General features: G+C 72.1%; 17 protein-coding genes. 3 read left to right on the top strand and 14 right to left on the bottom strand.

The window, feature by feature from the left end; translation table 11 throughout:
* Positions 1 to 30: 30 nt before the first annotated feature.
* The 6 genes from rplS to ACGFMM_RS06520 all read right to left on the bottom strand — a co-directional run bounded on the left by rplS (position 31) and on the right by ACGFMM_RS06520 (position 3,450).
* Positions 31 to 381, bottom strand: coding sequence for a 50S ribosomal protein L19 (gene rplS, locus ACGFMM_RS06545; protein WP_393643695.1), 351 nt, complete (start codon positions 379 to 381; stop codon positions 31 to 33).
* Positions 382 to 514: 133 nt separating this feature from the next.
* Positions 515 to 1,336, bottom strand: coding sequence for a tRNA (guanosine(37)-N1)-methyltransferase TrmD (gene trmD, locus ACGFMM_RS06540; protein WP_393643693.1), 822 nt, complete (start codon positions 1,334 to 1,336; stop codon positions 515 to 517).
* Positions 1,336 to 1,905: a ribosome maturation factor RimM gene (rimM, locus tag ACGFMM_RS06535; RefSeq protein WP_393643691.1), complete on the bottom strand. Its 570-nt coding sequence runs from the start codon at positions 1,903 to 1,905 to the stop codon at positions 1,336 to 1,338. The genes trmD and rimM overlap by 1 nt, the downstream gene beginning before the upstream one ends.
* Before the next feature lie 76 nt (positions 1,906 to 1,981).
* Positions 1,982 to 2,221, bottom strand: coding sequence for an RNA-binding protein (locus tag ACGFMM_RS06530; protein ID WP_005311361.1), 240 nt, complete (start codon positions 2,219 to 2,221; stop codon positions 1,982 to 1,984).
* Positions 2,222 to 2,223: 2 nt separating this feature from the next.
* Positions 2,224 to 2,664 (bottom strand): 30S ribosomal protein S16, encoded by a 441-nt coding sequence (gene rpsP / locus ACGFMM_RS06525; RefSeq protein WP_393643690.1) that lies wholly within the window; start codon positions 2,662 to 2,664, stop codon positions 2,224 to 2,226.
* 192 nt (positions 2,665 to 2,856) lie between these two features.
* Complete coding sequence (locus tag ACGFMM_RS06520) at positions 2,857 to 3,450, bottom strand: hypothetical protein (RefSeq protein WP_393643688.1); 594 nt, start codon at positions 3,448 to 3,450, stop codon at positions 2,857 to 2,859.
* A 419-nt stretch (positions 3,451 to 3,869) separates the two neighbouring features.
* Here ACGFMM_RS06520 and ACGFMM_RS06515 point away from each other — a divergent pair, with 419 nt between their 5' ends.
* On the top strand, positions 3,870 to 4,544 hold the full coding sequence (locus ACGFMM_RS06515) for a methyltransferase type 11 (RefSeq protein ID WP_393643687.1): 675 nt from the start codon (positions 3,870 to 3,872) through the stop codon (positions 4,542 to 4,544).
* A gap of 12 nt (positions 4,545 to 4,556) precedes the next feature.
* Here the strand turns inward: ACGFMM_RS06515 and ftsH are convergent, their stop codons facing one another.
* From ftsH to ACGFMM_RS06485, 6 genes are all read right to left on the bottom strand, one after another.
* Positions 4,557 to 6,482 (bottom strand): ATP-dependent zinc metalloprotease FtsH, encoded by a 1,926-nt coding sequence (gene ftsH, locus ACGFMM_RS06510; RefSeq protein ID WP_393643685.1) that lies wholly within the window; start codon positions 6,480 to 6,482, stop codon positions 4,557 to 4,559.
* Between the two features lie 133 nt (positions 6,483 to 6,615).
* Positions 6,616 to 8,169, bottom strand: coding sequence for a signal recognition particle protein (gene ffh, locus ACGFMM_RS06505; protein WP_393643683.1), 1,554 nt, complete (start codon positions 8,167 to 8,169; stop codon positions 6,616 to 6,618).
* 84 nt (positions 8,170 to 8,253) lie between these two features.
* Positions 8,254 to 10,701, bottom strand: coding sequence for a [protein-PII] uridylyltransferase (locus ACGFMM_RS06500; protein WP_393643682.1), 2,448 nt, complete (start codon positions 10,699 to 10,701; stop codon positions 8,254 to 8,256).
* A gap of 24 nt (positions 10,702 to 10,725) precedes the next feature.
* On the bottom strand, positions 10,726 to 11,064 hold the full coding sequence (locus tag ACGFMM_RS06495; protein ID WP_030117734.1) for a P-II family nitrogen regulator: 339 nt from the start codon (positions 11,062 to 11,064) through the stop codon (positions 10,726 to 10,728).
* Positions 11,061 to 12,410, bottom strand: a complete 1,350-nt coding sequence (locus ACGFMM_RS06490; protein WP_393643680.1) for an ammonium transporter — start codon at positions 12,408 to 12,410, stop codon at positions 11,061 to 11,063. The genes ACGFMM_RS06495 and ACGFMM_RS06490 overlap by 4 nt, the downstream gene beginning before the upstream one ends.
* A 362-nt stretch (positions 12,411 to 12,772) precedes the next feature.
* Complete coding sequence (locus tag ACGFMM_RS06485) at positions 12,773 to 14,266, bottom strand: hypothetical protein (RefSeq protein WP_393643678.1); 1,494 nt, start codon at positions 14,264 to 14,266, stop codon at positions 12,773 to 12,775.
* Positions 14,267 to 14,691: 425 nt separating this feature from the next.
* Between ACGFMM_RS06485 and ACGFMM_RS06480 the strand changes: the two genes are divergently transcribed.
* Positions 14,692 to 15,345, top strand: coding sequence for a bifunctional DNA primase/polymerase (locus tag ACGFMM_RS06480; protein ID WP_393643677.1), 654 nt, complete (start codon positions 14,692 to 14,694; stop codon positions 15,343 to 15,345).
* Positions 15,346 to 15,406: 61 nt separating this feature from the next.
* Here the strand turns inward: ACGFMM_RS06480 and ftsY are convergent, their stop codons facing one another.
* A complete protein-coding gene (ftsY, locus tag ACGFMM_RS06475) occupies positions 15,407 to 16,609 on the bottom strand; it encodes a signal recognition particle-docking protein FtsY (RefSeq protein ID WP_393643676.1) in 1,203 nt (400 codons plus the stop codon).
* A 124-nt stretch (positions 16,610 to 16,733) separates the two neighbouring features.
* On the opposite strand from ftsY, the gene ACGFMM_RS06470 reads away from it, so the two are divergent.
* Positions 16,734 to 17,711 carry an LLM class flavin-dependent oxidoreductase gene (locus ACGFMM_RS06470; RefSeq protein ID WP_393643674.1) on the top strand — a complete coding sequence of 326 codons (978 nt, stop codon included), beginning with the start codon at positions 16,734 to 16,736 and terminating at the stop codon, positions 17,709 to 17,711.
* Positions 17,712 to 17,715: 4 nt separating this feature from the next.
* Here the strand turns inward: ACGFMM_RS06470 and ACGFMM_RS06465 are convergent, their stop codons facing one another.
* Positions 17,716 to 19,149: a sugar porter family MFS transporter gene (locus ACGFMM_RS06465; RefSeq protein ID WP_393643672.1), complete on the bottom strand. Its 1,434-nt coding sequence runs from the start codon at positions 19,147 to 19,149 to the stop codon at positions 17,716 to 17,718.
* Positions 19,150 to 19,206 lie beyond the last annotated feature (57 nt).

The raw sequence follows: 19,206 nt of genomic DNA, 5'->3' as shown, positions 1-19,206 counted from the left end.
GACCCGAACGCGCGACGGTGAGCCGGGGGCTCAGTTGTCGCGCTTCTCCTTGATCTTGGCAGCCTTGCCGCGCAGCTCACGCAGGTAGTAGAGCTTGGCGCGACGGACGTCACCGCGGGAGACGAGCTCGATCTTCTCGAAGATCGGGGAGTTCACCGGGAAGGTGCGCTCGACGCCGACGGAGAAGGAGACCTTGCGGACCGTGAAGGTCTCGGAGACGCCCGAGCCCTGACGGCGGATGACGACGCCCTTGAACTGCTGGATACGGGAGCGGTTGCCCTCGATGACGCGGACGTGCACGTTGATCGTGTCACCCGGGCGGAAGGCCGGGACGTCCGAGCGCAGGGAGGCGGCGTTCAGACCGTCGAGAAGAGAAGCCATGTTCTTCGTCTGCTTTCTTCGCACGACGCCACAGGTCGCCGGGCGGGAGATTCGAGGAGAATTCGGGAGTCGTACCGCTCGACCGCGACGGTCCCCCTGTGGCAGGAGCGCGATACGGGCGTACGACAGCGGCCTATTCTTCCACGGCCGGCGCCTTGCGCCAAAATCGGCCGCCGGGCTCGGGGGCCCAGCCGAGGATGGAGAGCAGTTCGCGGTCCTTCTTGTCGAAGGCGGCGGGGTCGCAGCGCTCGATCAGGTCCGGCCGGTTCAGAGCGGTGCGTCGGAAGGCCTCGTCGCGCCGCCAGCGGGCGATCTTCCCGTGGTGACCGCTGAGCAGCACGTCCGGGATGCCCCGGCCGCGCCACTCGGGAGGCTTGGTGTAGACGGGGCCCTCCAGGAGGTTTGCCATGGCGCCCGGCGCGAAGGAGTCGTCGCGGTGGGACTCGGCGTTGCCGAGCACACCGGGCAGCAGCCGGGCGACGGCCTCGGTGATCACCAGGACGGCGGCCTCGCCGCCGGCCAGCACGTAGTCGCCGATGGAGACCTCGTAGACCGGCATGCGGGTGGCGTACTCGTCCATGACCCGGCGGTCGATGCCCTCGTACCGGGCCGGGCTGAAGATCAGCCAGGGACGCTCGGAGAGCTCGACGGCGAGTTCCTGGGTGAACGGCCTGCCGCTGGGGGTGGGGACGACGAGGACGGGCTCGTGGGCGCCGGCCTCGTAGCCGTCGGCGAGGGCCTGGTCCAGGGCGTCGCCCCAGGGCCCGGTCTTCATGACCATGCCGGGGCCACCGCCGTACGGGGTGTCGTCCACGGTGTGGTGCCGGTCGTAGGTCCAGTTCCGCAGGTCGTGGACGTGGACGTCGAGCGTGCCGCCGGACCGGGCCTTGCCGACCAGCGAGACGTTCAGCGGCTCCAGGTACTCGGGGAAGATCGTGACGACGTCGAGCCGCATCAGGACGCGTCCTTGTCGCCCTCGGCGAACTTCTCGTCGCGGGCGGACGCGATCTCCGCGCGGTCGTCGATCAGTCCCGGCGGCGGGTCGATGACGGCCCGCTGCTCCTCCAGGTCGATGTCGGTGACGATCTCCTGCACGAACGGGATCATCAGCTCGCTGCCGTCCGGCCGCTCGACGATGAACAGGTCCTGCGACGGCAGGTGGGAGATCTCGGCGATCCGGCCGATCTCGGTGCCGTCGGCGAGCACCACGTCCAGGTCGATCAGCTGGTGGTCGTAGTACTCGTCGTCGTCCTCGGGCTGCTCGTCCGGGTCGATCTCGGCGATCAGCAGCGTGTTGCGCAGCGCCTCCGCGGCGGTGCGGTCCCGCACTCCCTCGAAGCGCAGCATCAGCCGCCCGCTGTGCACCCGGCCCGTCTCGATGGTCAGCGGCCCGGTGGAGGCCGGGTCGGTGAGCAGCACGGCGCCCGGTCCGAGCCGCAGTTCCGGCTCGTCCGTGCGCACCTCGACGGTGACCTCGCCCTTGATGCCGTGGGCGCGGCCGATCCGCGCGACTACCAACTGCACTGGTGAACTCTCCTGTCGTACGGCAACGGGCCGGGGTGGGCGGTCAGCCCTCCCCGGCCCGTGCCGGTGTCAAACTTCAGCGGACCTGGTCCACGTCGACGAGGTCGACACGGATGCCACGGCCGCCGATGGCGCCCACGACGGTACGCAGCGCACGCGCGGTGCGGCCGTTGCGGCCGATCACCTTGCCGAGGTCGTCGGGGTGGACCCGGACCTCGAGGACGCGGCCGCGGCGCAGGTTGCGCGAGGCGACCTGCACGTCGTCGGGGTTGTCGACGATGCCCTTCACGAGGTGCTCGAGAGCCTCCTCGAGCATGCTCAGGCCTCGGTCGACTCGGCGGCCTCGGCCGGAGCCTCGTCCGCCTTCTTGTCGGCCTTCTTCGCCTTCGGGGTGATGGCCTCACCCTTGGCGTCGTCGCCCTCGAGGGCCTTCGCGAACGCGTCGAAGGAGGCGCGCTTGTCCTCCTTCGTCGCCGGCTGCAGCAGCGGCGCCGGGGCCGGCAGGCCCTTGTGCTTCTGCCAGTCGCCGGTGAGCTTCAGGATCGCGAGAACCGGCTCGGTCGGCTGGGCGCCGACGGACAGCCAGTACTGGGCGCGGTCCGAGTCGACCTCGATGCGCGACGGGTTGTACGTCGGGTGGTACAGACCGATCTCCTCGATGGCCCGGCCGTCACGGCGGGTACGGGAGTCGGCGACGACGATGCGGTAGTGGGGCTGGCGAATCTTGCCGAGACGCTTCAGCTTGATCTTGACTGCCACGGGAGTGGTGTCTCCTGGTGTTGACGTGGTTGGGCACATGAGATGCCACGTGGGGTTGCGGTACTCGGGTGCCCGATGGACGCGTCAGCCGGAGGAGAGAGGGGTCCTATGCGACTGTCGAGTACAGCTTGCCATTGTGCCATACGCGCGCGCCGCGGGACGCCCCTGCCCCCGGGGGGCCCCACCCCCCGCTCAGCCGGCCGCGCCGACCGTCTCCGGGATGCGGAACGGCTTGCCGCAGCCGCCGCACACGATCGGCGCCTGCGCGAGGACGGACGGCACCACGCGCACGTTGCGCCCGCAGTCGCAGACCGCCTTCACCCGCACGCCGCCGCCGGACGAGCCGTGCCGGGCGGCGGGCCCGCGGAAGGAGCGCTTGGTGTCGGCGGCGGTCGCGACCGTGTGCGCCTTGAGGGCGCGCTGGAGTCTCTCGATCGTCGGCCGGTAGCGCCGCTTCGCCTCGGGGGTGAGCGCGACCAGGGAGAAGCCGCTGCTGGCGTGCGGCTCCTCCGGATGGTCCAGGCCCATCTCCTCGGCGATCGCGAGGAAGCGTCGGTTGTGGTAGCGGCCGGCGCGGGAGGTGTCGCGGACACCCCGGGCGGCGGCGATGCCGTGGACTGCCTCGTGAAGCAGTCGCTCGAAGGAGAGTTCGGCGCCGCAGGCGGACGACGACTCTCCGATCAGGGACTCGGGCGCGGCAAGGTCGGGCAGCTCGGGGTGGTGCCGCTGAATGTCGGCCCACGCCTGTGCCAGCTCTGCGGCGAGAACAGGTGGTGTCGTGCTCACGTCGCGTACAACGAGCCGGAGCGCCCCCGGGTTCCATTCCGGGGCATCCCAAATATTTTGCACGTACCCGTCAGTTGCCATTGATGCGTCGCGACGAGGGCGGGTGCGCCGATCTGCGGAGAAGCCGCCCAGCTCGCATCAAGCCGGTACGTAGCGGCGCGTACGCCCCGGCGCGTGGGCGGCGGGTGCGCGCCGGGTGACACGGCGGTCGGGAGTGACCCTAGCGGCTCCTCCGGAGGCGTGGAGCACCGCCCCCGCCCGGACGCAAGGCGGCGCGACCACTGGACGCGGGGAAGGATGGGGAGTTCCCTGGCATACGGGGGGTGTGTGCGCCCCGCGCACACAGGAACACGCACGGGCACGGGGGACACGCACGTTCGGCCACGACACATGGACCTTCGCGGATTGGGGCCCCTTCCATGACACCTACCCTCGTCCGGCACGACCCGGTCCGGGACTGGGTCGAGATCCAGGAACGGATGCTCGCCCCGCTGTACGAGGCGGTCCACGAGCGTCTCGGCGTGGGTCCCGGCACCCGGCTGCTCGGCCTGGACTGCGGCTCCGGACTGGCGCTGCTCATGGCGGCGGCCCGCGGCGCCCGCGTGGCCGGCACGGACCCGGACGCCGACCGCCTGGCGCACGCCCGGCGCAGACTGGCCGGCCACGACGCCGCACCGGGCCCGTACGACGTCGTCACGGCGTTCCACGGCGGGGCGGCCGACGTCCCCGGTTCGGCGGTACGCGGCGCGGCCGTGGTGCTGGCGGGCTGGGGGCCGCGCGAACGGTGCGCCTCGGCGGCGGTACTGGCGGAGGCGGGCGCGGAGTGGCCGCACGACGACCTCGACCTACGGGCGGCCCGGGCGGGCCTGCGCCCCGAGGGCTCGGGCCGGGTGGCCTGCCCCTTCGGCTACGCGGGCCTGGACAGCGCCGTACGCGGCCTGCTGTCGACCGGCCTCCTGGACGCGGCCACGGCGGCGACGGACCCCGCCCGCGTCGAGAAGGAACTGACCGAGGCCCTGCACCCGTACGTGCGCCGGGACGGCACGGTGTGGATGCCGAACGTCTTCCGGTACGTGATCGCCCGGGTGCCGTGACGGGGAGCGCCGCTACCCCTCCCCCTTCGCCAGGCGCGGGACGCCCGCCGCGCGGTACGCCGCCGCCTCCTCCAGCGTCTCGTACTCCAGCAGCGCCGCCGCCAGGGCGTCCAGCTTGTCGCGGTGCTCGCGGAGCTGACGGCAGGCGCTCTCGTAGCACTCGTCGACGATCCGCCGCATCTCGCTGTCGACGGTGTCCAGCGTCCCCGGCGCCGCCGACAGCCCGTACGCCTGCTGGGCGTCGCCCGGGATCGCGGTCAGCCGCCCCACCCGCTCGCTCATGCCCCAGCGCCCGACCATCCCGCGGGCGATGTTGGTGACCTGCTCCAGGTCGCTCTCCGCGCCTGTCGTGATCACGCCGAAGACGACCTGCTCGGCGGCCATCCCGCCGAGCGCGCCGATGATCCGGCCGCGCAGGTACTCCTCGGTGTACGCGTACTTGTCGCCCTCGGGCGTCGACAGCGTGACGCCCAGCGCGCGGCCGCGCGGCACGATGGTGACCTTGCGGACCGGGTCCGCGCCGGGCTGCAGCATGCCGAGCAGCGCGTGGCCGCTCTCGTGATACGCGGTGCGCCGGCGCTCCTCGGGCGGGATCACCAGCGGCCGCTCCGCGCCGAGCTGCACCTTCTCCAGTGCGGTCGACAGGTCGGACTGGGTGACCGCCTGCTGCCGCCGCTTGACCGCGAGCAGCGCCGCCTCGTTCGCCAGGTTGGCCAGCTCCGCGCCCGTCATGCCGGGCGTCGTCCGCGCCACCTGTCCCAGGTCGACGCCCTCCGCCAGCGGGATCTCCCGGGTGTGGATCCTGAGGATGGCCTCGCGGCCGCCCAGGTCCGGCGCGTGGACGTGCACCACCCGGTCGAAGCGGCCGGGCCGGGTCAGCGCCGGGTCGAGGACGTCGGCCCGGTTGGTGGCCGCGAGCACGATCACGCCCTCCGAGCCGGTGAAGCCGTCCATCTCGGTGAGGATCTGGTTGAGCGTCTGCTCCCGCTCGTCGTGCCCGCCCATGCCCGCGCCCGCCCCGCGGGCCCGGCCGATGGTGTCGATCTCGTCGATGAAGATGATCGCCGGGGCGACCTTCCGCGCCTCCGCGAACAGCTCGCGCACCCGGGACGCGCCGACGCCCACGATCATCTCGATGAACTCGGACGCGGACGCGGAGAAGAACGGCACCCCCGCCTCCCCCGCCACCGCCCGCGCGAGCAGCGTCTTTCCGGTGCCGGGCGGGCCGGCGAGCAGCACGCCGCGCGGCATCTTCGCGCCCATGGCGCGGTACGCGGCGGGGTTCTTCAGGAAGTCGACGACATCGTTGAGTTCGCCCTCGACCTCGTCGATGCCGGCCACGTCCTCGAAGGTGGTCCGTTTGCCGCCCTCCACCTCCACCGGTTTCGGCGGGGCCTTGCGGCCGAGCATGCCGCCCGCGCCGCCGAGGCCGGAACTCATCCGGCGGGCGATGAACACCCACAGCAGGACCAGCAGCAGCATCGGGGCGAGCGAGATCAGCAGGTTGACGAGGAAGCTGCGCTCCTGGACGACCGGCTCGGCGGTGACCGTGACGCCCTTCTGGGTCAGCGAGTTCCACAGCTCGTCGTCGGCGAAGGCCGGCCGCTGGGTGACGAACTTGGTGTAGTCGCCCTTGTCGCCGTTGGGCAGCGGCTGCTTGTTCTTCAGCTCGCCCTGGATCGCGTCGCCCTTGGAGTAGATCTTGGTGACGTTGCCGGCCGCGACCTGCTTGCTGAACTCCGTGTACGAGATCGTCGGCTCGTCGCCGCGGTTGAAGAGCGACAGGACGAGATTGGCGATGAGGTACACGACCAGCGCCATGAGGATGAGCCCGCCCCAGCCACCGGGCATCTTCCTCCGCGCCGGCGGGGGCGGCGGGGCTCCCTCGGAGCGCCACGGCTGGTCGGTGCGGTCGCGCGGGGGTACGGGAGTGGCCACGGGCTCATTATTCGAGAGCCGGACAATCAGGGCATTACGGGAGTGGCGTGAGCGTGACGGCTGCGGCCGCGGACACGGGTGAGGCCCGGGGCGTACGCGACGCTCCCGGGCCTCTTCCCGTCTGCGGGCTCGGTCAGCCCATGAACTTCTTGAACTCGTCCGGCAGCTCGAAGTCCTGACCGCCCTGGCCACCCGCCGGCAGCCCGAACGCCCCGCCCGCCTGGGCCTGCTCGCGGCGCTCCTGAGCGGCCTGCTCCTCGGCCTTCCGCTTCATCGGGTTGCCGCTCTTGCGCTTGCCCTTGGCCTGCTTGACCTGCTTCTTCTGCCGGCCGGGGCCGCCGCCCATGCCCGGGATCCCCGGCATACCCGGCATGCCGCCGCCCTGGGCCATGCGGGACATCATCTTGCGGGCGTCGAAGAACCGCTCGACCAGGCCCTTCACGGCGCTGACCTCGACGCCCGAACCGCGGGCGATACGGGCGCGGCGCGAGCCGTTGATGATCGTCGGGTCCTGGCGCTCGGCCGGGGTCATGGACTTGATGATCGCGGCGGTGCGGTCGACGTCGCGCTCGTCGATGTTGTTGATCTGCTCCTTCATCTGCGCCATGCCGGGCAGCATGCCGAGGAGCTTGCTGATGGAGCCCATCTTGCGGACCTGCTCCATCTGGGCGAGGAAGTCGTCCAGCGTGAAGTCCTGGCCCTTCTTCGAGGCCAGCTTCGAGGCGACCTTGGCGGCCTCCTCCTGGCTGAAGGTCTGCTCGGCCTTCTCGATGAGGGACAGCAGGTCGCCCATGCCGAGGATGCGGGACGCCATGCGGTCCGGGTGGAACGCGTCGAAGTCGTCCAGCTTCTCGCCGTTGGAGGCGAACATGATCTGCTTGCCGGTGACGTGCGCGATGGAGAGCGCGGCGCCGCCGCGGGCGTCGCCGTCGAGCTTCGACAGTACGACGCCGTCGAAACCGACGCCGTCCCGGAAGGCCTCGGCGGTGTTGACCGCGTCCTGACCGATCATGGCGTCGACGACGAAGAGGATCTCGTCGGGGGACGTCGCGTCACGGATGTCCGCGGCCTGCTGCATCATCTCGGCGTCGATGCCGAGGCGGCCGGCGGTGTCGACGATCACGACGTCGAACATCTTGGTCCGCGCGTACTCGACCGAGTCCTTCGCGACCTGGACCGGGTCGCCGACCCCGTTGCCCGGCTGCGGGCCGTAGAACCCGACGGCCGCACGCTCGGCGACGACGCCGAGCTGGGTGACGGCGTTGGGACGCTGGAGGTCACAGGCGACGAGCAGCGGGGTGTGCCCCTGGCTCTTCAGCCAGAGACCGAGCTTGCCGGCGAGGGTGGTCTTACCGGCGCCCTGGAGACCGGCGAGCATGATCACGGTCGGCCCGGACTTGGCGAACCGGAGCCGACGGGTCTCGCCGCCGAGGATGCCGATGAGCTCCTCGTTGACGATCTTGATGACCTGCTGGGCCGGGTTCAGCGCTTTGGAGACCTCGGCGCCGCTCGCCCGCTCCTTGACCTGCTTGATGAACGCCCGGACGACGGGCAGGGCGACGTCGGCCTCGAGCAGGGCGATACGGATCTCGCGCGCGGTGGCGTCGATGTCCGCCTCGGACAGGCGACCCTTGCCGCGGAGATTCTGGAACGTCGCTGCAAGGCGGTCGGAGAGGGTATCGAACACGGCGGTCGCGGATCCTCAGTGTCGGGAGCGGGCGGACAGATTGCCCTCCAGGGTATCCGGTACGGCCCGGAACCAGGGTCGGGGTCACGCGCGCAGTGCGGACTCCAGGGTCATCGCCACCTCGCTCGCGTCCTCCGGGGCCAGTGGGGAGCCGGAGACGTCCGTGACGTAGAAGGCGTCCACCGCGTTCGCGCCCAGGGTCGAGACGTGGGCGCTGCGGACGCGGACCGCCGCGCCCTCCAGGGCTCGGCCGATGCGGTGGAGGAGGCCGGGGGCGTCCTGGGCGCGGACCTCGATGACCGTGGCGTGGCGGGAGGCGGCCGGGGCGACGGTGACCCGCGGGGGCGGGGCCTGGAGGCCGCGCCGCCTCGGGTACGCCGCCTCGCGCTCCGCCAGGCGGGCGGGGATGTCCAGGGAGCCGTCCAGCGCGCGGATCAGGTCCGCGCGCAGGCGGGCGGCCTGCGGCAGGGAGCCGTACTCGGCGGCGACCCGCCAGCTCAGCAGCAGCACCGTCGTGCCGGCGCCGCCGAGCTCCGGTGGGAGCTCCACGGCGCGCAGGTCGGCGGCCCGGACGGTCAGCCGGTGCAGGGCGAGGACGCCGGCCGCCGCGGGCAGGACGCCCGGCTGGTCGGGGACGGCGATGAGCAGTTCCACGCCGAGCGGCTCCGGCTCGTCGGACTCCTCCGCGTGCTCGGTGTGCAGGGTCAGGGCGGGCTCGCCCGTGCGCAGGGCCTCGATGGCGAGGCGTTCCTGCTCGGCGCTGGGCGCGGCCGGTTCGGGTTCGGGGGCCGGTTCGCCCGCGAGCACGCCGGCGACGCGTTTCACCAGGTCGGCGACGAGGGAGGCGCGCCAGGAGGACCAGGCGGCGGGCCCGGTGGCGAGCGCGTCGGCCTCGGTGAGGGCGTGCAGGAGTTCCAGCGTGCCCACGGTGCCGACGGCGTCGGCGACGGACTTGACCGTGGCCGGGTCGTCGAGGTCGCGCCGGGTGGCGGTCTCGACGAGCAGCAGGTGGTGGCGTACGACGGTGGCGACGACGGCGACGTCGGCGCGGTCGAAACCGATGCGGGCGGCGAGGTCGCGGGCGATGGTCTCGCCGGCGACGGAGTGGTCGCCGGGCCAGCCCTTGCCGATGTCGTGCAGCAGGGCGGCGACGAGCAGCAGGTCGGGCCGGCCGACGCGACGGGTGAGCGAGGAGGCCTGTACGGCGGTCTCGACGAGGTGCCGGTCGACGGTCCAGGTGTGGACGGGGTTGCGCTGCGGCCGGCAGCGGACGCGTTCCCAGTCGGGCAGCATGCGGGTGATCAGGCCCTCGGCCTCCAGCGCCTCCCAGACGGGCACGGTCGCCTCGCCGGCGCCGAGCAGCGTGACGAGTTCCTCGCGGGCCTCGGCGGGCCAGGGCACGGGCAGAGGCCCGGCGGCCGCGGCGAGCCGGCGCACGGCGTGCAGCGAGACCGGCAGCCCGGACTGGGCCGCGGCGGCGGCCGCGCGCAGCGGCAGGACGGGGTCGCGTTCGGGTTTGGCGGTGAGCGCGAGGACGGCCTCGCCGTCCATCTCGACGACGCCCTCGGCGAGCGGCGTGCGCTGCACGGGCGGCTTGCCTCCGCCGCGGCCGAGGAGGCCCCGCAGCCGGGGCCGGGCGGAGCGGGCGCGCAGGACGCGGCCCACCTCGCGCCAGGTGACGTCGGAGGCGTACGAGACGACGCGCGCGGCCTCGTACACCTCGCGGAGCAGGGTGTCGGCGTCGAGGAGGCCGAGTTCGGCGGCGACGGCGTCCTGTTCCTGCAGGGCGAGCCGGTCGGTGGCCCGGCCGGTGGCGAGGTGGAGGGCGTCGCGGGCGTCGAGGAGCCGGCGGCGGGCCTGGTCGAGCCCCTCGCGGGGGGCGTCGGCGACCCAGGAGGCGGCGACGGCGCGCAGGGCGGTGGCGTCGCGCAGGCCGCCGCGGGCCTCCTTGAGGTCGGGTTCGAGGAGGTACTGGAGCTCGCCCGCCCGCTCGGCGCGCTCGCGGCAGAGCGCGTCGAGTTCGGGGAGCCGTTTCGGGGCCTGGTTGCGCCAGTCGGCGAGGACGGCGGTCCGCAGCCCCGCGGCGAGGGCGTGGTCGCCTGCGAGGGGCCGGGCGTCGAGGAGGCCGAGCTGGACCTTGAGGTCCTCGCCGGCGGTCCTGCGGGCCTCGGCGGAGGTGCGGACGGAGTGGTCCAGGGCGAGCCCGAGGTCCCAGACCGGGTACCAGATCCGGTCGGCGAGCGCGGCGACGGCGGCGGGGTCGGCGCTGCCGTCGTGCAGGAGCAGCAGGTCGAGGTCGCTACGCGGGGAGAGCTCGCCGCGCCCGTAGCCGCCGACGGCGACGAGGACGGTGCCGCGGGGCGGTGCGGCGGCGGCGAAGAGCGCCGCCAGCCAGTCGTCGGTGAGCCGTGCCAGGGCGGCACGGCGCGGCGGCCCGGACCGCGCCTTCTCGGTGAGAAGGCGCAGCCGGGCCGCCGCGTAGCCGCCGGGTCCCGAGTCTTCCGTTTCCTTGCTGGTCTCGACGCTCGTCACCCTGCGGCTCCTTAAGTCCGTGCCCTACAGCGCGTCGGGGCCGCGCTCGCCGGTGCGGACCCGTACGGCGGTGTCGACGGGGACGCTCCAGACCTTTCCATCTCCGATCTTGCCGGTACGGGCGGCCTTGACGACGACCTCGATGAGCTGTTCGGCGTCCTCGTCCTCGACCAGCACCTCGATGCGGATCTTGGGGACGAGGTCGACCGTGTACTCGGCACCGCGGTAGACCTCGGTGTGGCCGCGCTGGCGGCCGTAGCCGCTGGCCTCGGTGACGGTGAGACCGTGGACGCCGAAGGCCTGCAGGGCCTCCTTGATCTCGTCCAGCCGGTGCGGCTTCACGACTGCGGTGATGAGCTTCATGCATCCACCTTCTTGGTCTGCTGGGCGGCGGGGGCGGGGGCGGCGGAGGTGCTGCGCGAGGACGCGCCGCCGCCGGCTCCGCTGAAGTCGTACGCGGTCTCGGCGTGCTCGACCTGGTCGATGCCGGAGACCTCGTCGTCCTCGCTGACCCGCATGCCCATCGTCTTGTCGATGAGGAACGCGAGGATCGCGGAGGCGATCAGAGAGTAGGCGAGGACGGAGAAGACGCCGATGGCCTGCTTGACGAGCTGGTCGACGCCGCCGCCGTAGAGGAGGCCCTTGGCGTCGGACTGGACGCCGCCGGTGGCGAAGAAGCCGACGAGCAGGGAGCCGACGACACCGCCGACGAGGTGGACGCCGACGACGTCGAGGGAGTCGTCGTAGCCGAACTTGTACTTGAGGCCGACGGCCATGGCGCAGAGGAGACCGGCGATGGCGCCGATGGCGATCGCGCCGAGCGGGGAGCAGGAACCGCCGGCGGGGGTGATGGCGACGAGGCCGGCGACCGCGCCGGAGGCGGCGCCGAGGGTGGTGAAGGCGCCGTGCCGGACCTTCTCGTAGAACAGCCAGGCGAGCATGGCGGCGGCGGTGGCGACCTGGGTGTTGACGAACATGACCGCGCCGACGCCGTCGTCGTTGCCGAGCCACGAGCCGGCGTTGAAGCCGAACCAGCCGAACCACAGCAGGCCGGCGCCGAGCATGACCAGCGGGAGGCTGTGCGGGCGCATCGGGTCCTTCTTGAAGCCGACGCGCTTGCCGATGACGAGGATCACGCCGAGGGCGGCGGCACCGGCGTTGATGTGGACGGCGGTGCCGCCGGCGAAGTCGATGACGCCCATCTCGAAGAGCCAGCCGCCGGCGCCCCAGACCCAGTGGGCGACGGGGAAGTAGACGACGGTGACCCACAGGGCGGTGAACAGGGCCCAGGCGGTGAACTTGACGCGGTCCGCCAGGGCGCCGCTGATCAGGGCCGGGGTGATGATCGCGAACATCAGCTGGAAGACGGCGAAGACGTACACCGGGATGGTGTAGCCGTCCCAGAGTTCGGTGATGCCGATGCCGCTGAGGCCGACATATTCGGAGGACCAGCCCACGACGGAGCCGATGTCCGTGCCGAAGGCGATGCTGAAGCCGTAGAGCACCCACAGGATCGTCACGATCCCGAGGCTGATGAAGCTCATCATCAGCATGTTGAGGGTGGACTTGACGCGGACCATGCCTCCGTAGAAGAAGGCGAGCGCCGGGGTCATCAACATGACCAGGGCGGAGCAGATGAGCATGAACCCGGTGTTGGCGGCAGAGAGCTCGGGGGCGTCTGCAGCCAGGGTCGTGATGGCTGGTGCCATCGGCGTCTCCTCGTCGTCGTACGGCCTGTGCGGGGCGGTGGCCGGGAGCGGCTCGGCCAATGAGGGGTGGCCGGTTATGCGCCAGAGATTCGCGCAGCGCCGTTTCACGTGATGCCGCTCGATGTTTCGCGGCAGTGACGAAGGGACGGACCGTGTTACGCGGCTGTGAACGTGCGGGTCACGGGGATGTAACGGCAGTACTCTCCCGGGCCCGGTCCGGAGGCCCGCAGATGCCCGTGATCGGCCGGGCCGGTACACAAAACCGGCCGCGCCGGGACCCTGTGACCTGGCGGCGGGGGAGCCGAGTCGGGCAGTGAGGGTCGTGCGGCGCGGCCGGAGCCTGGGATTCCCGCCGGGGCGGGTCAGACCGCTTCGGCGGTCTCGGGGAGAAGCTTGGTGAGCCGGTCGGTGAGATCACGGACCTCGGCGACGTCGCCGAAGTCCCGGGCGGTGGTGTCGACGGTCTTGCGCAGCCGGGTGTTGACGCGTTCGGAGCGGACGCTCTTGGCGACGTTCAGGGCCTGCTCGACGAGCGTGACGGCCTGCTCGGGCTCGCGCTTGAGGAGGTGGACGGTCGCCATGCCGACGAGGTTGAGCGCGTACGACCGCTGGTGGACGGAGTCGCCGGCGAAGAGGTCGACCGCCTTCTGCATGACGGGTTCGGCGAGGGAGGCGTACGTCGGGGAGCGGCCGGCGACGTAGGCGAGGTCGCGGTAGGAGTGCGAGTTCTCGCCGTTGAGCTCGGCCTCGGAGAAGAAGCGGATCCAGTCGGGCTCGGGCTCGCCGTCGAGGCCGACGTCGGCGAAGGTGTCCTCGGCCATCCGGACGGCGCGCTTGCACTTGCTGGGCTGGCCCATGTTGGCGTAGGCGCGGGCCTCCATCGCATACAGCATGGCCTGGGTGCGCGCGGTGGCGCAGTCGCGGCTGCCGTACTGGGCGAGGTGGATGAGTTCGAGGGCGTCGTCGGGCCGGCCGAGGTGGATCATCTGGCGGCTCATCGAGGAGAGGATGTACGAGCCGAGGGGCTTGTCGCCTGCCTCCTTGGCGGCGTGCAGGGCGAGCACGAAGTACTTCTGGGCGGTGGGCTGGAGGCCCACGTCGTAGCTCATCCACCCGGCGAGTTCGGCGAGTTCGGCCGCGCAGCGGAACAGGCGGCGGGCGGTGGCGTCGGGCTGGGGCTCCTGGAGGAGGTCGGTGACCTCGTGGAGCTGGCCGACGACGGCCTTGCGACGCAGTCCGCCGCCGCACTGCGCGTCCCACTGACGGAACATCACGGTGGTGGACTCGAGCAGGTCGAGCTCGGGCTGGGAGAGCCGGGGGCGGCCGACCGAGGCCGGTTCGGCCTGACCGGGGTCGGCTGTCGGGGTGGGCACCAGCCAGCGCTGCATCGGCTCGATGAGGCTGGGGCCGGCGGCGAGGGCGAGGGAGCTGCCGAGGAAGCCGCGGCGGGCGAGCATCAGGTCGCTGCGGGAGAACTCGGAGAGCAGCGAGACCGTCTGGGGGCCGGCCCACGGGAGGTCGACGCCGGACACGGAGGGCGACTGGTGCGCGGCGCGCAGCCCGAGGTCCTCGACGGCGACGACGGAGCCGAAGCGCTCCGAGAACAGCTCGGACAGGATCCGCGGGATCGGCTCGCGCGGCTGCTCGCCGTCGAGCCAGCGGCGGACCCGTGAGGTGTCGGTGCTGATGTGGTGCGCGCCCATCTGGCGCGCCCTGCGGTTCACCTGTCGCGCCAGCTCGCCCTTCGACCAGCCGCTGCGCACGAACCACGAGCTCAGCTGCTCGTTGGGGCGCTTGCCGGCAGTCGTACCGTCTGCGCCGTTGCCGCCCACTGGAACGCCCCCATCCACACTCATGCCCTTGGTGCCTTTGTCACGCGAACTCTCCTCAGGATGCCGTGAATTGTGGCCCCCGTGTGCCGTTCGTGCCCCTTCGAACAGGAAACCGGGTTGCCTCCGGCATACCCACGAGTGCGGGAAAACCCTCCGCTCGTGTACCGAAAGTAATCCTACGATCACCCCCTCGGCCATGGCGATTCAAGAAACGCCACCATTCGCCACCCCTACGGATGAACTCGCCTGGCACGGAACGCGATTCACTTGACATGCGACGATCCGGGGCCGATGCACGGGGGTGCACGGCAGCGTGCGGCACGCTCCGCACCACCCCTCCCGTTTCCGCGCGCCAGCTCACCCGGACGAGTCCGGGCCCCGGCGCGACGGAGTGTCACGGGGGCGCTCCGGCTCGTAACCACCGGCGAGTTCGACCCGTTGGAGGGGGCATGGGCTTCACGATCGGCGGCATTCGTGAGTTGCGGTCCGGCTCGCGGCGGCGCGGCCGTACCACTGAGGGCACAGCGGTGGCCGAGTACACCGGACTGTGGGGCTGGGACGTCGTCCCAGGGGCGCGGGCCGCGTCCGGCAGGTGCTCCTGCGGTGATCCGTCCTGTGCAGCGCCGGGCGCGCATCCGCTGCCGTACGCGACGGCGGTCCCGGCGGGCGCGGGCCTGGACGACGCGACCAAGGCATGGGCGGAGTACCCGGGGGCGGCGCTGCTGCTGCCGGTGGGCCGGGCCTTCGACGTGATCGAGGTGGCGGAGGCGGCGGGGCGGCGGGCGCTGGTCCGGCTCGAACGGATGGGGCTGCCGCTGGGGCCGGTGTGCGCGACGCCGACCGGCCGGGCGCAGTTCTTCGTCGCGCCAGGCGCGGCGGAGGAGCTGCCGCGGCTGCTGTACCGGATGGGCTGGGACGACGCGGATCTGGACCTGCACTGCCTGGGCCCCGGCGCGCACCTCACGGCCCCGCCGTCGGACCTCGGCGGTCTCGGCCCGGTGCGCTGGCTGCGGCCGCCGGCCCTGGACACAGCGGGCGCCCCGCCGCAGGCCCGGCTGCTCGTCGGCACCCTGGCGTACATCTGCCACCGCAGCCACGCATAGTCCGCGCGGCATGACTAAGGGCCCCGCCGGATCGGCGGGGCCCTTCGTCATGCGTCTCGCGTCAGTCGCCGATCAGGGCGTCGACGAAGGCGCCGGGCTCGAAGGGGGCCAGGTCGTCCGGGCCCTCGCCCAGGCCGACCAGCTTGACCGGGACGCCCAGCTCGCGCTGGACGGCGACGACGATGCCGCCCTTGGCGGTGCCGTCGAGCTTGGTGAGCACGATGCCGGTGATGTCCACGACCTCGGCGAAGACCCGGGCCTGGATCAGACCGTTCTGACCGGTGGTGGCGTCGAGGACGAGCAGCACCTCGTCGAGCGGACCGTGCTTCTCGACGACGCGCTTGACCTTGCCGAGCTCGTCCATCAGGCCGGTCTTGGTGTGCAGCCGGCCGGCGGTGTCGATGAGGACGACGTCGGCCTTCTCGGCGATGCCCTCCTTGACCGCGTCGTACGCGATCGACGCCGGGTCGCCGCCCTCGGGGCCGCGCACGGTGCGGGCGCCGACGCGCTCGCCCCAGGTCTGGAGCTGGTCGGCGGCGGCGGCGCGGAAGGTGTCGGCGGCGCCGAGGACGACGGACTTGCCGTCGGCGACCAGGACGCGGGCCAGCTTGCCGGTGGTGGTGGTCTTGCCGGTGCCGTTGACGCCGACGACCATGACGACGCCCGGGACGTCCTCGGGGCTCTCGGTCTTCACCACGCGGTCGAAGTCGCCGAGCAGGGCGACCAGCTCCTCGCGCAGCAGCGTGCGGAGCTCCTCGGGGGTGCGGGTGCCGAGGACCTTGACGCGCTCGCGCAGCCGGTCGACCAGCTCCTGGGTGGGGGCGACGCCGACGTCGGCGGTGAGGAGGGTCTCCTCGATCTCCTCCCAGGTGTCCTCGTCGAGGTGCTCGCGGGACAGCAGGGTGAGCAGCCCCTTGCCCAGCGAGTTCTGCGAGCGGGCGAGCCGGGCGCGGAGCCGGACCAGGCGGCCGGCGGTCGGCTCGGGCACCTCGACGGCGACCGGGGCCTCGACCTCGGCCTCGGCTTCCGCTTCCGCCTCGGCGGTCGGGAGGTCGACCTCCTCGATCGTGCGGCGCGGTTCCTCCCGCGGCGGCTCCGCCTCCTCGCCGACATGCGGCTCGGCGGGCGGGGCGGTGATGGTCGGCGTGGTGGGGGGAGCCTCGGCCGGCGGCAGCTGCTTCTTCTTGCGACCGCTGATCACGAGCCCGCTGGTCACGGCGACCGCGACGACCAGAGCGATGACTACAGCAAGGATGAGTTCCATAACCCGTCCAGTATCGGCCACCGGCCGACCGAACGGAGCGTGCGACAGCCGTTTCCATCTGACGCCACGTCAGCTATCGTCCCCCTCCACCGCGCGTACCGGCCGCCCAGCGGGGAGGGAACCCATGCCGTTCACCGTCGTCCGGTTCAATCTCGTCGATCCGCACGCCACGCCCGAATCACTCGCCCTGCGCTATCGCGCGGCCCTGGACATGGCCGTGTACGCGGACGGTCACGGCGTCGACACCGTGCAGACCGAGGAGCACCACGGGGCCGTGAACAACTGGCTCCCCGCCCCCTTCGCCTTCGCCGCCGGCGTCTTCGGGGCCACGCAGCGGATCGCGGTCACCGTCTCCGCGATCATCGGCCCGCTGCACGACCCGCTGCGGCTCGCCGAGGAGATCGCCGTCCTGGACCTGATGAGCAGGGGCCGCCTGGTCACGGTCGCCGGCATCGGCTACCGGCCGGAGGAGTACGAGGCGCACGGCGTCGACTGGGGCCGCCGCGGCAAGCTCCAGGACCTGCTCCTGGAGACGCTGCTGCAGGCCTGGACGGGCGAGCCGTTCACCTACCGGGGCCGTACGGTGCGGGTGACGCCGCGCCCGTACACCCGGCCGCATCCGATGCTGCTCGTCGGCGGCTCCTCGCAGGCCGCGGCCCGGCGGGCGGCCCGGCTCGGGCTGCCGTTCTTCCCCAGCGCGCACCTGCCGGAGCTGGAGACGTACTACACGGAGCAGTGCGCGCGGTACGGGACCGAGGGCTGGACGATGATGCCGGGCGCCGAGACGCCGCTGCTCCATCTGTCGGAGGACCCCGACCGGACCTGGGCCGAGTACGGGGAGCACTTCCTGCACGAGGCGCGGACGTACGCCTCCTGGCAGTCGAAGGACATCCGCAGCGCCGTGCGGTCGACCGCCTCGACCGTGGCGGAGCTGCGGGCGGAGGGCGTGTACCGGATCGTGACGCCGGACGAGTGCGTGGAGCTGGGGCAGCGCCTGGAGAGTCTCGTCTTCCATCCGCTGTGCGGCGGGATGCCGGTCGAGGAGGGCTGGCGCAGTCTGCGGCTGCTCTGCGAGAACGCGCTGCCCCGGCTCACCGCGTAGCCGTTCAGCCCATCTCCTCCAGCGCCTTGCCCTTCGTCTCCTTGACGTAGAGCAGCACGAAGGGGATCGAGAGCACGGCGAAGACCGTGTAGATGATGTAGGTGCCGGAGAGGTTCCAGTCGGCGAGGGACGGGAAGCTGGCGGTGATCGCCCAGTTGGCCATCCACTGGGCGGAGGCGGCGACGCCGAGGGCGGCGGCGCGGATCCGGTTGGGGAACATCTCGCCGAGGAAGACCCAGACGACCACGCCCCAGGACAGGGCGAAGAAGAGCACGAAGACATGGGCGGCGACGAGGGCCGTGACGCCCTGTGCGGTGGGCAGCTTGCCGTCGACGAGGTCGTACGAGAAGGCCCAGGCCTCGACGGCCAGCGCGATCGCCATGCCGGCGGAGCCGACGAGGGCGAGCGGCCGGCGGCCGACCCGGTCGACCAGGACCATCGCGATCACGGTGCCGATGATGTTGATGATCGACGTGGTGAAGGAGTAGAGGAAGGAGCCCTCCGGGTCGATGCCGACGGACTGCCAGAGCGTCGCGGAGTAGTAGAAGGCGACGTTGATGCCGACGAGCTGCTGGAAGACCGACAGGCCGATGCCGACCCACACGATGGGCAGCAGCCGGTGGCGGCTGCCGGCGACCAGCAGGTCCCTGAAGGTGGACTTGTGCTCGCTGCGCATGGCCAGCCGGATCTCGGCGACGCGGTGGTCGAGGTCGACGCCGTGGCCCTCGACCTCGGCGAGCACCTCCTTGGCCCGGTCGGTCCTGCCGACGGCCACCAGGAAGCGCGGCGACTCGGGGATCGCGAAGGAGAGCAGGCCGTACAGCAGGGCGGGCACGACCATGACGCCGAGCATCCACTGCCAGGCCTCCAGGCCGCCGATCTCACCGCGCTGATCACCGTCGGCGAGCTGCAGGATGGCGTAGTTGACGAGCTGGGAGATCGCGATGCCGGTGACGATGGCGGCCTGCTGGAAGGAGCCGAGCCGGCCGCGGTAGGCGGCGGGGGCGACCTCGGCGATGTACGCGGGGCCGATCACCGAGGCCATGCCGATGGCGAAGCCGCCGATGATCCGCCACATCGCGAGGTCCCACAGCGCGAACGGCAGCGCGGAGCCGACGGCGCTGACGCTGAACAGCACCGCCGCGATCCGCATGCAGCGGATGCGGCCGATGCGGTCGGCGATCCGGCCGGCGGTCGCGGCGCCGACGGCGCAGCCGATCAGGGCGATGGCGATGACCTGGGCGAGCGTGCCGGAGCCGATGTCGTACCGGTCGCGGATCGCCTCGACGGCGCCGTTGATGACGGCGCTGTCGTACCCGAAGAGGAAGCCGCCCATCGCCGCGGAGGCGGCGATGAAGATGACGTGTCCGAGATGCTCCGGATGGGCCGCTCGGCCCTCGGAGGGCGGCGGCTGAGGCGCCTTCGCGGTGTTGGTCACATGGACTCCTGAGGGCCCGGGCGGCGTTGCCGGGTGACGGGGGCGTGCCTTCCAGTG

It is taken from the genome of Streptomyces sp. NPDC048604 (assembly GCF_043199435.1).
In the GTDB taxonomy this organism is placed as follows: Bacteria; Actinomycetota; Actinomycetes; order Streptomycetales; family Streptomycetaceae; genus Streptomyces.
The sequence above is the reverse complement of the archived record's forward strand: the minus strand, read 5'-3'. Positions and strand labels throughout refer to the sequence as shown.

What these genes read in the sequence shown, in the direction of transcription:
- rplS (WP_393643695.1), bottom strand. Translation starts at nt 381, where the DNA reads ATGGCTTCTCTTCTCGACGGTCTGAACGCCGCCTCCCTGCGCTCGGAC.
- trmD (WP_393643693.1), bottom strand. Translation starts at nt 1,336, where the DNA reads ATGCGGCTCGACGTCGTCACGATCTTCCCCGAGTACCTGGAGCCGCTG.
- ACGFMM_RS06530 (WP_005311361.1), bottom strand. Translation starts at nt 2,221, where the DNA reads ATGCTCGAGGAGGCTCTCGAGCACCTCGTGAAGGGCATCGTCGACAAC.
- ACGFMM_RS06515 (WP_393643687.1), top strand. Translation starts at nt 3,870, where the DNA reads ATGACACCTACCCTCGTCCGGCACGACCCGGTCCGGGACTGGGTCGAG.
- ACGFMM_RS06495 (WP_030117734.1), bottom strand. Translation starts at nt 11,064, where the DNA reads ATGAAGCTCATCACCGCAGTCGTGAAGCCGCACCGGCTGGACGAGATC.
- ACGFMM_RS06490 (WP_393643680.1), bottom strand. Translation starts at nt 12,410, where the DNA reads ATGGCACCAGCCATCACGACCCTGGCTGCAGACGCCCCCGAGCTCTCT.
- ACGFMM_RS06485 (WP_393643678.1), bottom strand. Translation starts at nt 14,266, where the DNA reads ATGAGTGTGGATGGGGGCGTTCCAGTGGGCGGCAACGGCGCAGACGGT.
- ACGFMM_RS06480 (WP_393643677.1), top strand. Translation starts at nt 14,692, where the DNA reads ATGGGCTTCACGATCGGCGGCATTCGTGAGTTGCGGTCCGGCTCGCGG.
- ftsY (WP_393643676.1), bottom strand. Translation starts at nt 16,609, where the DNA reads ATGGAACTCATCCTTGCTGTAGTCATCGCTCTGGTCGTCGCGGTCGCC.
- ACGFMM_RS06470 (WP_393643674.1), top strand. Translation starts at nt 16,734, where the DNA reads ATGCCGTTCACCGTCGTCCGGTTCAATCTCGTCGATCCGCACGCCACG.